Source organism: Silvimonas soli (assembly GCF_030035605.1).
Taxonomy (GTDB): Bacteria; Pseudomonadota; Gammaproteobacteria; order Burkholderiales; family Chitinibacteraceae; genus Silvimonas; species Silvimonas soli.
Genome location: NZ_CP106736.1, coordinates 1,210,692 through 1,226,118, shown reverse-complemented (window position 1 = coordinate 1,226,118; position 15,427 = coordinate 1,210,692). Strand labels below are relative to the sequence as shown.

The following is a 15,427-nucleotide window of genomic DNA, read 5'->3' as shown; positions in this document are numbered from 1 at the left end:
TCCATAACCCGATAGGGCGCGCATTTATGCGGCTTTGTTGCATAAACCCGGCGGCCCTGGCGCGTAGCCACCAGCCTGGTACACTGCAACCATGAGCAAACCCGTCCCCGCCCGCTACAAAACCACCAACTGGAAGGCGTACAACGCCGCGCTCAAGCAGCGGGGTAATCTGTCCATCTGGCTCGATAAAGACATGCAGTGGCTCGCACCACCGACCGGGCAGCGCGGGCGTCCGGCCACCTTCTCCGATGCCGCCATCCAGTGCTGTCTCACCCTCAAGGTCCTGTTCGGTCTGCCCCTGCGTCAGGCCATTGGCCTGGTGCAAAGCCTGCTCCAGTTGATGAAGCTCGATTGGCCTGTCCCCGACTTCAGCATGGTCTGTCGGCGCCAGAAACACCTGAATGTCGTGATTCCAGCCTGAGCCAATGTGGGTGGGCTGCATCTGCTGGTCGACAGCACCGGCATCAAGATGCTGGGTGAAGGTGAATGGAAAACAAAGAAGCACGGTGCCGACTACCGTCGGCAATGGCGCAAGGTGCATCTGGGCATCGATGCGCAAACCCTTGAAATCCGGGCAATTGAAGTAACAGGCAACGCCGTGGGCGATGCGCCCATGCTGAAGGCCTTGCTCGAGCAGATACCGCAGAACGAACTGATTGTGGCGGTCAGTGGTGACGGGGCCTATGACACCCGGGATTGCCATGCTGCCATTGCGGCCTGGGGAGCGGCAGCGGTGATTCCGGCACGGCGCAACGGGCGTGGCTGGACTGGAGAAGGTGCGGGCATCCGGGCCAGAAACGAGATATTGCGCAGCACACGCCACCTGGGCCGGACGTTGTGGAAGAAGTGGAGCGGGTATCACCGGCGCAGTCTGGTGGAGACGAAGATGCGGAGTTTCAAGTTGCTGGGAGAGCGGGTGAGGGCGCGGGACTTTGAACGTCAGGTGGCGGAACTGCAGGTACGTGCTGCGATACTGAACCGGTTTACGGCGCTGGGCACACCGGTGACGGTGCGTGTTGCATAAATCTGCCTGGGGCTCGGGCCATGCCGCCTTCAGGCTGATTTATGCAACAAAGCCTAGTGGAACCCTTCCTGTAGGAGGTTCGGAATGAAAGGGATCGAATACTATTACCGAGAGTTTGAATTAATTCTTGAGCAATGGGACAGAGACCAAGCTCAACGGTTTAGGCAATATGCTGACAATCATGCGCCAAATTACGTTTATCTTTGGTTGGTTGAAAAACAAAAGGACGATGGGTTTCCGAAGGAAATTGTGGAGCTCATGAAGCGGTTTTTTTGGGAGATTTGGTAAACCCAGTCCAGTAGGGTTCGCATTTATCTGTACCATTGCCAATCGGCAACACCAAGCCCTCCGCAGCCAAAGCCACCATTACCGAGCCGCTGTCGAACATTCAGGCCGCTGGCGTCGCCATGTCGGTGGCTGGCGCGGTCTCCACGTCCACACCGACGGCCACATCCGGGGTAGACGTCACCTACCTCAAGCACAACAGTGGCGATGACGTGCTGGGCGGCATTTCGGCGGGTGTTCTGGTCAACAACCTGCCCGCCGACCTGCGTCCGGACAGCAGCGTGGCGTTCTACGCCGACCCGGTGATCGAACAGCAACTGCTGACCCAGGCGGCACTGCAGCAGACCGGCCAGGCGTACTTCGTCAACGGCCTGAGTGCGGACGACCAGACCAAGGCCTCGGTCGCCGACCAGCAAAAAGACATCCTTTACAGCAATGCCGTTGCCTGGGCTGAAACCAACGATGTGCAACTGGGCACCGCACTCAGCCAGGACCAGATTGCCGGGCTCACCGCACCGATGCTCTGGTACGTGGAAGAAGCCGTCCCCGATCCGGCCTGCACCGGCCAGCCCACCTGCGGCACCGTCAATGTCCTGATGCCGCAGGTTTACCTGCCTGACAACCAGGCGGCCAAACAGGAAGGCGGCAGCATCACCGGCAACAACGTCACGCTGACCCTGAGCGGCAGCCTCACCAACACCGGCACCATCGCCGCCAGCAATGACCTGAACATCGCCGCCAGCAGCATCACCAACGAAGCGCGCAGCGTGGACATCGGCCAGTCCGCGTACAAGGAAGCCGGTGGCTGGCTGCAGGTCTCCGGCACGCAAGTGCAGCCGGGCGGCTTCATCAGCGGTGCCAACGTCAGCCTGACCACCGACGCCATCAACAACATCGGCGGCACCTTCCAGGTGACCGACCCCGCCACTGGCCAGGTCGATGCGGCCGCCAGCGCACAGCTGATCCAGGACCTGGGCGCAAAGCTGGGGGTGAACTACACGCAGACCAGCGTCAGCGACAACATCAACCAGAGCTTCATCAAGGACACTTCCGGGCCAGGCACGGTGGTGGTGATGATTGCTGCCATCGTCATTGCCGTTCTGACGTATGGTGCGGCATCCGAACTGGTGGCTGCTGCAGCGGCAGCTGAAACGGGTACAACGGCCGTGGGCCTGGCAGCGACAGGTTCCACCTTTGCGGCAGCCACGGCGACCACTACGGCGGGTCTGGCGAACGCGGCAATTGCGGCGGGTGCCGCTGGCATGGCGTCTACCGCAACATCTGAACTGCTGACCACCGGCAAGCTCGATGGTGACTCGATCCTGAAGGCCGGGCTGGTCGGCGCATTGACGGCCGGGATTACCGGAGAACTGGGTATTGGCAGCGTCACCGGAGGCGGCCTGAATAACCTCGGTACCAATCTGGTTAATGCCGGCGAACGTTCCCTGATCAGTGCTGGCCTGGATACTGCAGTTTACGGCACCAGCTTTGGTACGGCCTTTGAACAAAGCCTGGCCGCTAACGCGGGGGCCTCCTTGAACGGTGCTATTGGCGATGTCTTTGGCACGGACACATCCTTTGGCACCGTCGACGGTACCGAGTACGAAATCGCCCACGCCGCCTTGGGTTGCGCCATGGGAGCCCTGTCGGGTGGGAGTTGCAGTGCCGGGGCAATAGGTGGCTTGACTTCAGCTGTGATTGCCCAGCCGCTGGATCATTTGCTGGCCAATAGCAGTGGACAGACTAATCCGCTCGTGCTGGAAACCGCTGATTTGGCGACCACCGGCCTCATTGCCGGACTGATGGGCAAGGATGCCCTTACGGCGATGAACCAGGCGCAGAACGAGGTAGAGAATAACTACCTCAACCACACGCAGGTTGCAGCGCTGAAAGCTGATCTCGCAAATGCCAAGACGGATGCGCAGCGGCAGCAAATATTGCTCAATTACACCGCGCTCAGTCAGTCGCAGTCTACCGCGTTGACTGTGCAAAACCAATTGGCAAGCGACATTGACTCAACAAGCGATCTGCAGGCCGCAGGTGCTGGACTAATGAGCCAACTGGTTCATCTACAAAACCAAGATCTTCAGACATTAGATGGTCGTGTAACAACCATTAACGTTGGGCCGGGCCAGACTATTCAGCAGTTCCTGGGGACGCAGAAATACGCGTCGACCCTCAACGCGGCTGCTACGGCAAAGGCAAATGCACCGACCCTCCAGGCCCCGCCGAATCCTGGGGAACAAACTCCTCAGTTTCAGGTGGCCCAGCAGATCGGGCCTGTTGTTACGGCTGTAGCGTTACCTGAACTGAATATCGCCCTTGGTTTCGGCCAGGCAGCATTAGGCGGATATCAAGTTGCTACTGGGGATAGCAACGGATGGTGGAACGTTGCGTTTGGTTTGACCAATGCCGCTTCGGGTGGCGTGACGAAGATGGGGGCTACGACACAACCTGCTTCCGTTATGTTTAGCACGGGCGATGCGACTAGCGGCGAATTTGCCGCGGCAGGATCGGTTAAAAGCGTGAACCCTACGGGGTCAATGCAGAACTGCACCAACTGCGTTTTTGTGGTGGATAATCAGCTTGCGACAGGTACGCAGGCAAGTGCGCTGCCCATGTCGAAACCCTTGCCATTCGATCAATTAAATTCGGCATTTAATACTCAAATGAGCGGCTGGACTACACAGGCAAAAATAGAACAAAATCTTCTCAGCTCCGGAGACGGTACGAGCGCAGTTGTATATGGCATGGATGCTAATGGCGCCACAGGTCATGTGTGGAATGCGGTGGTTCAAAACGGAAAGATCAACTATATTGATGGTCAAATTGGAGCTGGCGGCGCGGGGAATTTTCAAAATTTCCCATACTTACAATTTGGTATCATTAATGGGGCGAATTGAAATGAATATCACCGAAGCAAGGAGTTTGGCCGAAAAATACATTAGCGATAACATCGAACCACCAGATAACGATAAATATTTGATCATAGATGCCGGAATTAAGGAGGTAGATGATGGTTGGTATTTCCCGTATCAAACTGCTCGATTTATTCAAACACGAGACATTCAATATTCGGTACTTGGTAACTGGCCGGTTTTCGTTAGTAAACTGGGAGCCTGTCTCGGGCCACGTCGCCCCGATTGGCCTTGAGTTGGCAAACAACCGCTTATATCGGGTTCGGCCATCCAGCGATTGGGGCTCAGATATTCCATGGAATACAGCACCGCTAATTATTTAGCAAGGGCTTGGTCGTTCTAACGGCATCAGTACAGCCATTCAAAAATTGGTAGGTAGTGTTTATAGATGGAAAATTGCGAAAAGTTGTGACTTGCTAACCGGATCTGACCGTTGAGCTCGGGCGTCCAGGTATTTGAAAGTGAATAACTGGAAATTAAGATGATTATTTACGAACAGGCAAGAAGATTAGCGGAATCTACAGAGAAGGTCTGCTTTGAAAATTTGGTTATAAGTACCCCTGAGTTATGGCTGCGCGCAAGGTTTTTTTGAAACTGAAAACTGCTGGTTTTTTTTGATAAATGAGTATTTAAATTTTAGATAAAATTGCGAAAATAGTGCAGACTCGGAGATAGTTATTAGCAAAAAAGGATTCGTGAGGAAAGTTGCTGATCTCCATGAAGATGAGTGCTCCTTATTGGCATATTTGAAAAAAATATCTGAGTATTTGGAGAAAAGAAATGAGTGAGAGTGCCAAACGCAATTTGATGGTCATTCGCCACGGAGGGTGCGTGCTTATTGCATAAGGCATATTCCTACTTCGCTCTAGGGAGGGTAACGGCTAAATTTTTCCCAACTGGAGGTGTTCAATGAGAGTAATAGGACTATTTCGGGAGCTTGGTGGCCAAATTGATGCATCGACAAAGTCAATATACTCAATGTTAGGGCAGCTTCCTCAGGATGAAATGGTGCCGGTTGTAAGGTATTTGAGAAGCGGAGTGCCTGTCTTTGACATAATGGAAGCGACAATTGACCCATTGGACCGAGTCACTCATATTTCGGGCGGCCCAAGTTTGGTTAGTGATGGAACTTGGATTTGGCGTAATGACTTAGTGTATTTCGTCGAAAAATATAGAATCGGACTGCCCGCCGATTTCGTGCTGTATGCATCGCAAGCTGTGGTCTTTAATGGGGAAGTGGCACTGGTTACTGGTAAATGGGAACAAATACTTCAACTGTATGAGCGTGCCGAAAAAACAGGAGAATCTCACATTGAAGATCAAAACTGACTGTTTTGGCGCGTGTTGAGCGTTGAACAGTTTTAGATTTAAAATCATCATCACCGCCATTCGACTTTGGGGTATCTGACCCCAGCGGAATTCGAGCGGCGTCATTCAGCAGTCAGTGCTTATCCCGGTGTCCATTAAAGCCGGGCTAGGCCAAACAACTTAACTGCAAATGGGGCGCAGCCAGTTATGGTTTTGCTGAATTCACCGGGCTCTTCCATAACGTCTAGCGAACACTGGGTGATTGTTGAAGGCTTGGACGCCTTGGGAAATGTGGTAATCAAAGATCCGGCAGGCTTGCAGTACACTATGACGCCCTCTAACTTTACCTATACTTGGAAGTCTGGCTCTTTAGTCACGCTGAAAAAACCATGAAATCGGCTTCGATTTACTTTGATATTTGCGAATTTCTTTTTACCGAGAGTTGCAGGGTGATCACTATTAACTTGGAGGGAGTGCGCATAAATATTTTTGAGGAGAAATTAGGCGACTCTGACTTATGGATTGTTCTTAGTACTCAGTTGGAAAACGTTTTACAAAAACGGTTCTTGGATTTTTATCCAATGTTTTTTGGCGTTCTTTTGAAAAAACTTCATGAAATGGACGCCCAAATCCCGCTGCGCGGAATTTGTCTAGATGATATAGATAGAGCTTATGAAAACAACAATTTACAGAGCTTGGCGGAAAGCATTGCTGGAGGTACCTATAAGCTTAGATTATCGTGATTTTCTTTGATATGAATTAAGTCCTGTAGGGTGCGTTCATGCGCACCACGTACTCTCGAAAATTAGCCTTGTAGGGTGCGCATTCATCCGCACCGCTTACCCGCGAAAACAAATGAGCAATGGCTAGCTTTGGAATTACACCTCCCACATGTTCTGTTTTGGGGAAGATTGAGCATTTCAGAGAGTAAGTCTGCGAAATTGCATCAAACCTGCACATCCAGTGACACCTATCTTGCACAGTTGTTTGTATTCAGTCTGCGCAGTCGTTGCTTGGACTTGCACACTCAACCCGATACAAAGATCGCCTTGGACCTTCTGGATGTTGCAAGCGTCTGTCCCAGTATCTGATGGGGAGGCACTGAGTTGAGGGTTAGGTATGGCGGCCATGCAGGCGATAGTGGTCGCGGCGGTAAGCCCTATCGTGAATGCAAACAACAAACTCATGCCCTGCAACAACCCACCTCGGGCGGGCAATCGGTAGATAAATGCTGGAAGACCGGTGTTCGGCCGAAGCGGTCAGTCGCGACGGCGGTCGACGATGTCGGTTTGTCGCTCAAAAGCCGACTTGTTGCACGGCAATTAGCCAGCGTGCTTAACCCGGTGTCCATTGAGGCCGGGTCAGGCCAGTTAGTGCTGTTCCGATTTACCCAGAGATACAAGCTGCGGCAAACGGCTGCATTACCCCAAGCTGCGCAATGTTGAATAATGGCCCAAACTCAGGGGCCAGTCTGACAATTCAAGGTGGGTTTCATTTGCCTATTTCGCCTGGAATCGCAACCGGCCCTAACGTCACATGGGACCCTATCGCTGGAACTCTTGTGACAAAACCGGACGTTGCGCTTGGCACAATCGCTGACTTTGGCGGCAGTTTTTCGATCAGTGGAGACCCTAGGTATTCCTCCCCTGCAACTATTAACATTGGCCTTGGTAAATATCTAGGAGTCCAATTCGTCCCGTCGAACGCTACAGCGTCGTATGAAAAAGACTGGTACGACCCGAGTAGGTACCTCAATGGCTTTGGGGCCGGCGTGGGGGCGGCTGTTGCCGCACCTGTGACCGCCACTGTAGATCCGACCTATGTCAGTCCAACACCGCAGAAGAGGTGATGCATGGTTTACAAAACGCATATATCAGGAGCAATGGGACTTGCTTTTATTTTTATAATCTTTGTATTTATTTTTATTTTCTTTTACTTCATTCCTTCTCTGAAAAGAAAGGATGAACGTAAGTCAGCTCTGATTGGAGAGTGCTATACCTACTGCATCATTGAAGGAAAATTTGGGTTGCGATATGGTGGCCCAACTAGAGTTTCTCTCCATGAAAATAGTCTATTTTTTTCTGGGTTAAATCCCTTTTCATTTAAAAACAAGGATATAAAATCAGCATCTGTTCGTGGTGACTGGATGTGGATTGAAACCCACGAAGTAAAAGTAAGATTCCTGATTTGGGGGAGGTCGTCAATGAAAGTGTCTGAAGAAATAAAGGGCCTAGCTTCATCCACGAGACGGTAGGCGGGCAGAAAGGTGTTCATTCAGCCACACAATTGTCAAAGAGCAACACTAGATCGTTCATCGTGAAAGTAATCATTACCCAGTCTCGGTCTGCTAAGGTAGCCACGTGCGCGGAGGCGTCTCATTCAATGGCGGCGATGACCTGCCGGTGGTTGTCGAGGCCGATTGGGCCTTGAATTGCAACTTAATCCTCCCTCCAGAAACCGACCACGTGACACTCACCGATCATGCCACCCTGCTTATTGCCTTCTTGCTCACTGGTTGCGCCCATTACACTAACGTGCCGCACGATATCGCCGCGCCAAGCCCGCAGCAAAGCATTGTGTTGCTCAATTACAAGCCCTGTAGGGTGCGCATTCATGCGCACCGTTTACCCGCGAAAACAAATGAGCAATGGCTAGCTTTGGAATAACACCCCCCACATGTTCTGTTTTGGGGAAGATTGAGCATTTTCAGAGAGTAAGTCCGTACCCATGTCCGTGCGCATAAATGCGCACACTACAAAGTTCAAATGAATCTCAAATTTTCCGCCTTCGTGCTTGCAGTCTCCGTGCTATCCGGCTGCGCCCTCATGCACGCCAATGTGCCGTCAGATATCGCGGGCCCGGCTCCCCTGCAAGGTATTGTGGTTCTGTACTACAACCCCGTTTTTTACGATGCGCAATTCCGGTCTGGCAGTCTCGACGTCCCCCCGGATTTGAGTAGCGCCGCGATTTAGAGTCCAATCCCTTTATCCAAGGAGACTGGACGTGAAGAAGCGTTATTCGGAAGAACAAATCATCGGCTTTCTGCGCGAGGCCGAATCGGGCATGCCGCTCAAGGAACTGTGCCGACTGCACGGGTTTTCGGAAGCCAGCTTTTACCTGTGGCGCAGTAAATTCGGCGGCATGAACGTGTCCGATGCCAAACGGCTCAAGGAGCTGGAAGCCGAGAATGCCCGGCTCAAGCGCATGCTGGCCAACGCCCTGCTTGAGAACGAAATCACCAAAGAGGCCCTGCTAAAAAAATGGTAGCCGCACCGGCAAGGCGGGAACTGGTGCGGTTCATGACCGGAGGCGGCGTGAGTGAACGACGGGCTTTGCAGGTGGTCCGCATGAGTGCCAGTGCCTTGCGCTATCAACCTCGCCCAGACCGCAACGGGCCACTAAGGGAACAGATTCTCACCCTGGCGCAGCGGCATCGCCGCTATGGCGCGGGCCTGATTTATCTGAAGCTGCGGCAGTCGGGCTGGGTAGTGAATCACAAACGGGTGGAGCGGCTGTACGGACTCGCCGGTTTGCAGGTACGACGGCGCAAGCGCAAGAAGGTGCCGGTGCAGGACCGTCAGCCGCTGGTCCGGCCTGAGATGGCCAATCAAGTCTGGTCGATGGATTTTGTGTTTGACCGGACCGCCGAAGGGCGGGTCATCAAGTGCCTGACCATCGTCGATGACGCAACGCATGAATCCGTGGCTATCGTGGCCGAACGCACCATCAGCGGCTACCCGCTGACCCGGATGCTGGACCGTTTGGGCAAAACGCGTGGATTGCCTCGCATCATCCGGACCGACAACGGCAAGGAATTCTGTGGTCGGGCCATGCTGACCTGGTCACATCTGCGTGGTGTGCAACTACGGCAGATTCAGCCGGGCAAACCGAACCAGAACGCCTACATCGAATCGTTCAACGGGCGGTTCCGGGATGAATGCCTGAATGAACACTGGTTTACCAGTCTGGCCCATGCGCGTGTGCTGATTGAAGCCTGGCGGCGGGAATACAACGAGGAAAGACCCAAGAAATCGCTGGGTGGCCTGACGCCATCTGCATACGCCAGGCAACTGGCGGCAAAGTCGGTTAAATTAACCCCGGACCCTGAAGCTCTGCGCTACTGAAACTGGGGTGACGTCGGGCTGACACGTGACAAGGTCACGATGATTTCATCGGTCTCCATCAGTTCCAGCGGCTTGAGTACAAATTGTTTTACCTTAGCGGTGCCTTTGGGCAGCAGGGCATTGAACATCTCCGGGGAAAGCTGCGCGTGGCTGGCGATGATGCGCAGTTCTCGCCGTTGGGCTTTTTCCCGGTACATGCGTTCCAGCGGCTTTATGCCGGCCAAAATCACCAGGATGATGATTGCAGCACTTATGGCGGCAAAATAAAGCCCGCCTCCGCAAGCTAGCCCCACTGCGGCCACAGACCATAGACTGGCGGCAGTGGTAAGCCCCTTGACTACCTCGCCGCGCATCAGAATGGAGCCAGCGCCCAGAAAACCGATACCGGACACGACTTGCGCCGCGACGCGCGATGGGTCAAGTACGGTATGGGCATCTTGCAGGACGTCGCTGAATCCAAAGGCCGAAACGATCATGAACAGCGCGGCGCCTACGCAAACCAGCATGTGGGTGCGTAAACCTGCAGACCACGATAGCCGCTCGCGCTCAAAACCGATCGTCCCACCCAGCACTGCGGCGGCCAGCAAGCGGACAAGGATGTCGTAGTTGGCAATCACTGGAGCCCTTCCTTTGACGGGTTTTAACTGTTTTTTTATCCTATACCAGCCTAGCTGGCGTTCCCATAAGGAGAGTGGTGCGGAGGTTTAGGCCAAACTACGGCGCTGTGCAACTTTTGATGAGGTACCACCTATTACCAAGGAGCCGCAGAACAGTAGCCGTCGAGTCTTGCAGCTGATTCTGCTGGATATGATCACCAGCTCTGAGCACTCGCGATCCTTTCGCTGATTGGATTTGCGTACTTCGCTGGTCACGTTGCCAGCTTCAGAAGTCCGAATTTGTATAGCAACGGCCCATTACTCTAATCCTGAAATTTGTATTGTTCGGCCACAGCGGATATCCGGTGCTTCGTGGAATGCGACGGATCCCAAGCAAAAAGCATTCACATAGGCTGCTACAAATTGACAGCGGTTAAACGCTCAAATATTTCGAGCCTCTCCCGCACCGACGAGTTCCAATGTTGCTGTCAGTGGAATGCACGTCTTGCGATGGATCTGTTGAGTACATCTCACACACCTTTTGCGCTCGTCTTACCACCGATGCCGCTGCGCGCCTCTGAGACCACGAAGTCCCAACCCCTAGAGTGAAATCACGTTGCGAAGTTGCAACGGCTTTTCGAAAAATCGAAAAGCTCATCACCAGGAACATCGCTATGAATAACCAATCCAGCTCTTCCAGACATTCCACAGATACGCACGGTAAATCAGGAGGTTCTAGCCAGAAAGATGATGAGAAATCGGCAGGCAGTAGCAATTCCGGTTCGAAATCCAGTAGCGCCCAAGGTGGAACACACGAGCAGCATGTGCAGGCTGGCAGTCAAAGCCACAAGAATGACGATACCTCTTCCGGTAACAATGGGGCAGGTTCGTCGGACAGTTCGGATGATTCAAAATCCGGCAATAATCAGGGTGGTACACATGAACAACATGTGAAGGCTGGTAGCCAAAGCCATAAGAATGACGACGCGTCGTCGTCGAACACCAAGGCAGATTCCAAATCCAGCGGTAGCCATGAGCAGTCTGGAAAGACTGGCGGTTGAACTCCCTCAATGACTAACCTTCGAAAACAGTGCCGCCTGTAAGGGCGGTATTCTTTTCATTCAGCGCCCGCGTTTTGCCTTTGGTCCCGGAGGAGAATCGCCGTGCACCAGGCAATCACTTATTTCGGGCTGTGAGTTGATTGCGGAACTTGGCAGGCGGTGATACCGATGTTTTTCTTAAAGATCCTATATTAAAGACCCTATAGCATTGACGCAGCCGCATTGGGCTGGGTCGAACTCCGGATCTCTGGAGCGGAGAAACGCCTCACTCAGTGAGCGGAAGCTTTACGACAAAAACGGTGCCCAGTTCCAAGTCAGAACTGACTTCAATTGACCCTTTATGGGAGGTCACGATTTCCGAAGCAATAAAGAGACCCAAGCCTAATCCCTCTGAAGGCTCATGATCGATCACTGATCGCTGGGAAAAACGTCCCATCGGATTAAAGATAAATGGCAAGACGTCCTCAGGTATGGGCTCACCGCCATTGTGGACGGTAAAGACAGCGAAGCGCTCTGTTACTGCCAATTTCACCGTTATTGGAAGTCGGACATCACCGTGCTGCACCGCGTTGCTGACGATGTTGGAAAATACCTGCTCCATTCGAGGGCCATCGAACTTTCCCCTGACGGACTCCTTCCCGTCGAACAACACGTTGGCATCAGGACGAGATGCGCGAATCTCTTCAACGATACGCTCACATAGCGGGGTCAGTTCCACGTCTGCCGTTTTGACGGGAATACCTGGGCCCATCTGGCAGCGAGTCAAATCCAGCAGGTCTCCCACAATCTGGCTCGCCCGTTTCCCGCTGGTGAATATCTGGGTGGCAATTTTGGTAGCGCGCTCACCGGCCCCTTCTGAGCGCCTCAGCCTGTCGGCGCCAAGCACAATGGCGCCAAGTGGGGTTCGCAAATCGTGGCCCAGGATCCCCAGAAAAACATTGCGCGATGCGGTGACCGCTCGCGAGTAACTGGCGACGGATTCGGCGAGAGCCTGATCAATGGCCTCATGGAATCGCGTCATATCGTTTACATTGATCTGGGTGCCAGCCGCCATGGCCTTCATCCATTGAACGAGCACGCTGGTCCTCAGAGCACGATACTCCGAGACCATCTGGTCGATAGTGAAACCCGCCATGAGCCGCGCAACCGCATGCGTTTCTGCCGCAGTCTCATATTCGACCGGCGCCCCGTGTCCTTGGGATTTAGCTGCTTGTTCCCGCGCGGTCTGCACCCTTCCGAGGTCAGTTACGATCGCCTGCAGCATCTGCCCGGCATGATCCCGCAGAGCGTCGCTGTCCAGCGCTGCGCCCGGTATCTTGATTGTTCCCGCAAAATCTTCCCAGGCTTGCAGGATTGGCTCTCGATTCTCAAGAATAAAATCAGCCAGACGCATCTCAGAACCCTCATGTTTGACCTGATAACAGGCAAAGACGCGAGCAGAATGGCGGCGCCGGGAAGATAAACCAATATTCATTACTGTATGGGCTTGATTACATATTTCAAAGGAATCAGGGCCAGGCTTCCGACGAAGGACAACTATTGGCCGCTTCTGCTGCTAAAGCGCTCCTTTGCCTGGATGCTGGGGAAGGTCCGCTTCGGCCGAATAGCAGAAATTTCAGCTTCGGCAAAATCGTCTGCAATTATATAAAAAGTGGCTTTTAACTCTGCTCACCTGACCCGCGTGGCGGGCAGGCCCGATTGGCGAAATAAACGATCATGGGTGATCAGAACTAATGATCCAATGCTGCATAAGGCGCCACATCATGCTGGTGGTTGTTGGTGCTGTCTCCGCGGCAGCCACCATGATTATTGGTCGAAAATCTCCGCATCAAAAATGCAGTTTAGGATCAGCTCCTCTGAATTCATGCGCAGGAACATGCGCAATCTGATTTGCGTCCAAATAGTCGGACCACCACTGCAAGATGCGCGCACGCTCGCCCAGAAATTCTGCTTTATGCGTGTAAGCGGCACGCACACTGTTCCTCTCCCTGTGGGACATTTGCCTTTCAATAGCATCGGAAGACCACAGGCCGCTTTCCAGCAGAGCAGAACAGGCCATCGTGCGGAAACCGTGCCCGCAGATTTCATCTTGGCCGAATCCCATGCGTTGGAGTGCCTTGTTTACGGTCCCTTCGGAAATGGGTTTGGTGTAATCATGATCGCCAGCGAAGAGCAGTTCGTAATCGCCGGTGAGGCTATGCAATTTCTCGAGGAGATTTACTGCCTGCCGGGAGAGAGGAACGAGGTGAGGCTCCCTCATTTTCGAGCCGCGATTTGAAAAGCGGGCGCCAGGAATAGCCTCACGTGCCGCAGGGATGGTCCACAGTTGTCGTTTGAAATCAATCTCTGACCAACGGGCCATACGCATTTCGCTGGACCGGACAAACGTCAATAATTGAAATCGGACTGCGAACATTGTGATGATGCGACCCTTGTAAGCATCGATCTTCTGCATCAACTCCGGAATTCTGGATAGGGGGAGCGCAGGTCTGTGCACAGCCTTTCGGACCGCAATGGCACCTGCAAGATCTGCTGCGGGATTCTGATCAATTATCGCAGTCTGAACTGCAAACCGGAAAATACCGGTCAGGATTTGTCGTAGCCGCGATGCAAGATCAAGCGCGCCTCTTCGCTCCACCTTTTCCAGGGTGGAGAGTAGATCTTTTGTTCGCAGGTTTGCGATAGGCATGTTGCCAATCTCTGGAAAAACATCCGCCTGAAGTCTGATGAGGATCCGACCAGAGTGCTCAGGTGTCCATTTCGCCGCATTTTTGGCGTGCCATTGTCGGGCGGCTTGCTCCAGCGTCGTACTTATTGACCCTGAGCTTTCTTGCCTTTTTTCCTTGCCTTGACTGGGATCAATCCCTTCGGCGAGAAGCTTCTTCGCGGCATCCCGTTTGCGGCGGGCTTCCGCTAGGGGCACTTCGGGATAGACTCCAATGGCCAGCAGCTTTTCCTTGCCATCAATGCGGTACTTCAACCGCCAATAGCGTGCGCCATTGGGGAACATATGCAGATATAGCCCGTGAGAGTCAACGAGCTTCTTGGGCTTGGTAGGAGTGGGGGTCTTGCGGATAGCGACGTCGGTGAGTGACATGTTTGGGGGTATCTCGATATTGAATCGGCTATACCCCCAAATCTACCCCCAAAATCGAGTCACTTGCAATGTGTGTTCGATAGCCTTGTTTTTGGCCATAACTGGCGGAAAACAACGATTCAACAGTACTTTCTCGCACTATCCAGGAACTGCCTGGACCTAATGCTGGTACCCGGGATCGGACTTGAACCGACAAGCCGTAAGGCGGCGGATTTTAAGTCCGCTGTGTTTACCAATTTCACCACCCGGGCATGGGCAGGGCCGCATTGTAGCAGGCTTGCGCGCAATCTCACAGCGGCTTGCGCGCAATCTCACAGCGGCTTGGCGCAGTTGAGGACGGAGGGGGTGGGCCTGCAATCGCTATAATGCGCTGGAGTTCGGGCGCGGTGCCGAATGCGTATTCGAATGGATATTCCAACTGATTGTGGGGCCGGCGGATTGTGGCAAAGATCAAAATTGTGGGTGTTTCGGGAAGCTTGCGGCAGCAGTCGTTCAATACGGCGTTGCTGCGCAATGTGGCGGGTTTGCTGCCAGCAGACGCTGAACTGCTTATCTATACGGAATTGGCGGAGTTGCCGCTGTTCAATCCGGATATCGATGCATTGGAGGCAACTCCGGCGGTGGCGCATTGGCGGGCCGCTTTGCGTGCTGCGGATTCATTGATTTTCTCCACGCCTGAGTACGCTCATGGGGTGCCGGGTGCGCTGAAAAACGCGCTGGACTGGGTCGTGGGGAGCGGCGAGTTGGTGGATAAACCCATGCTGCTTTTCAGCGCGTCGTCATCGCCGACCGGGGGCGACAAAGCGTCAGCACATCTGGCGGGGACATTGCAGGTCATGACTGGCGCGATTATTGAAGATGGTGAATTGTGCGTTGGGTCAGTTGGCAAAAAGATTGATGCCAATGGCCGGTTGCATGACGAGGCAACAATCACCTTGATCCAGGCAATGTTGCTGGCGCTGCTGGAGCAGATCAAGACTAATCGTGCCGCTGAGCTGAGTATGTCCTGAGCTG

At 53.5% G+C, this 15,427-nt stretch carries 12 protein-coding genes, 1 tRNA gene and 2 pseudogenes; 11 read left to right on the top strand and 4 right to left on the bottom strand.

Annotated elements, in window-relative coordinates; translation table 11 throughout:
• The first annotated feature begins 91 nt into the window (after window positions 1-91).
• The 9 genes and pseudogenes from N7220_RS05640 to N7220_RS05600 all read left to right on the top strand — a co-directional run bounded on the left by N7220_RS05640 (window position 92) and on the right by N7220_RS05600 (window position 9,643).
• Window positions 92-1,024 (top strand): annotated as a pseudogene (locus N7220_RS05640) (IS5 family transposase).
• Window positions 1,025-1,108: 84 nt separating this feature from the next.
• Complete coding sequence (locus tag N7220_RS05635; protein ID WP_283150483.1) at window positions 1,109-1,312, top strand: hypothetical protein; 204 nt, start codon at window positions 1,109-1,111, stop codon at window positions 1,310-1,312.
• 35 nt (window positions 1,313-1,347) lie between these two features.
• Window positions 1,348-4,212: a toxin glutamine deamidase domain-containing protein gene (locus tag N7220_RS05630; protein ID WP_283150482.1), complete on the top strand. Its 2,865-nt coding sequence runs from the start codon at window positions 1,348-1,350 to the stop codon at window positions 4,210-4,212.
• Between the two features lies 1 nt (window position 4,213).
• Entirely contained in the window at window positions 4,214-4,462 is a 249-nt protein-coding gene (locus tag N7220_RS05625) for a YrhB domain-containing protein (protein ID WP_283150481.1), read from the top strand.
• A gap of 674 nt (window positions 4,463-5,136) precedes the next feature.
• Window positions 5,137-5,556, top strand: coding sequence for a hypothetical protein (locus tag N7220_RS05620; RefSeq protein WP_283150480.1), 420 nt, complete (start codon window positions 5,137-5,139; stop codon window positions 5,554-5,556).
• A gap of 368 nt (window positions 5,557-5,924) precedes the next feature.
• A complete protein-coding gene (locus N7220_RS05615) occupies window positions 5,925-6,278 on the top strand; it encodes a hypothetical protein (RefSeq protein ID WP_283150479.1) in 354 nt (117 codons plus the stop codon).
• A gap of 1,109 nt (window positions 6,279-7,387) precedes the next feature.
• On the top strand, window positions 7,388-7,789 hold the full coding sequence (locus N7220_RS05610; RefSeq protein WP_283150478.1) for a hypothetical protein: 402 nt from the start codon (window positions 7,388-7,390) through the stop codon (window positions 7,787-7,789).
• Between the two features lie 106 nt (window positions 7,790-7,895).
• Window positions 7,896-8,201, top strand: coding sequence for a hypothetical protein (locus N7220_RS05605; protein WP_283150477.1), 306 nt, complete (start codon window positions 7,896-7,898; stop codon window positions 8,199-8,201).
• 397 nt (window positions 8,202-8,598) lie between these two features.
• Window positions 8,599-9,643, top strand: a pseudogene (locus tag N7220_RS05600) (IS3 family transposase).
• Between the two features lie 9 nt (window positions 9,644-9,652).
• Here the strand turns inward: N7220_RS05600 and N7220_RS05595 are convergent.
• The gene (locus tag N7220_RS05595) at window positions 9,653-10,276 is read right to left on the bottom strand and encodes an MgtC/SapB family protein (RefSeq protein WP_283150476.1); all 624 of its coding nucleotides are present in this window, start codon (window positions 10,274-10,276) and stop codon (window positions 9,653-9,655) included.
• A 653-nt stretch (window positions 10,277-10,929) separates the two neighbouring features.
• Between N7220_RS05595 and N7220_RS05590 the strand changes: the two genes are divergently transcribed.
• Window positions 10,930-11,316, top strand: coding sequence for a hypothetical protein (locus N7220_RS05590; protein WP_283150475.1), 387 nt, complete (start codon window positions 10,930-10,932; stop codon window positions 11,314-11,316).
• 265 nt (window positions 11,317-11,581) lie between these two features.
• Here the strand turns inward: N7220_RS05590 and N7220_RS05585 are convergent, their stop codons facing one another.
• The 3 genes from N7220_RS05585 to N7220_RS05575 all read right to left on the bottom strand — a co-directional run bounded on the left by N7220_RS05585 (window position 11,582) and on the right by N7220_RS05575 (window position 14,664).
• Window positions 11,582-12,790: a sensor histidine kinase gene (locus N7220_RS05585; protein WP_283150474.1), complete on the bottom strand. Its 1,209-nt coding sequence runs from the start codon at window positions 12,788-12,790 to the stop codon at window positions 11,582-11,584.
• A 354-nt stretch (window positions 12,791-13,144) separates the two neighbouring features.
• Window positions 13,145-14,413, bottom strand: coding sequence for a tyrosine-type recombinase/integrase (locus N7220_RS05580; protein WP_283150473.1), 1,269 nt, complete (start codon window positions 14,411-14,413; stop codon window positions 13,145-13,147).
• 166 nt (window positions 14,414-14,579) lie between these two features.
• Window positions 14,580-14,664 (bottom strand) — tRNA-Leu (locus N7220_RS05575).
• Between the two features lie 189 nt (window positions 14,665-14,853).
• On the opposite strand from N7220_RS05575, the gene N7220_RS05570 reads away from it, so the two are divergent.
• Window positions 14,854-15,423 (top strand): NADPH-dependent FMN reductase, encoded by a 570-nt coding sequence (locus N7220_RS05570; RefSeq protein WP_283150472.1) that lies wholly within the window; start codon window positions 14,854-14,856, stop codon window positions 15,421-15,423.
• The last annotated feature ends 4 nt before the right edge of the window (window positions 15,424-15,427 follow it).

Bases quoted from the DNA above. Each gene is read 5' to 3' on its own strand.
- N7220_RS05590 (WP_283150475.1), top strand. From the start codon at position 10,930: ATGAATAACCAATCCAGCTCTTCCAGACATTCCACAGATACGCACGGT.
- N7220_RS05635 (WP_283150483.1), top strand. From the start codon at position 1,109: ATGAAAGGGATCGAATACTATTACCGAGAGTTTGAATTAATTCTTGAG.
- N7220_RS05620 (WP_283150480.1), top strand. From the start codon at position 5,137: ATGAGAGTAATAGGACTATTTCGGGAGCTTGGTGGCCAAATTGATGCA.
- N7220_RS05615 (WP_283150479.1), top strand. From the start codon at position 5,925: ATGAAATCGGCTTCGATTTACTTTGATATTTGCGAATTTCTTTTTACC.
- N7220_RS05580 (WP_283150473.1), bottom strand. From the start codon at position 14,413: ATGTCACTCACCGACGTCGCTATCCGCAAGACCCCCACTCCTACCAAG.
- N7220_RS05610 (WP_283150478.1), top strand. From the start codon at position 7,388: ATGGTTTACAAAACGCATATATCAGGAGCAATGGGACTTGCTTTTATT.
- N7220_RS05585 (WP_283150474.1), bottom strand. From the start codon at position 12,790: ATGAATATTGGTTTATCTTCCCGGCGCCGCCATTCTGCTCGCGTCTTT.
- N7220_RS05625 (WP_283150481.1), top strand. From the start codon at position 4,214: ATGAATATCACCGAAGCAAGGAGTTTGGCCGAAAAATACATTAGCGAT.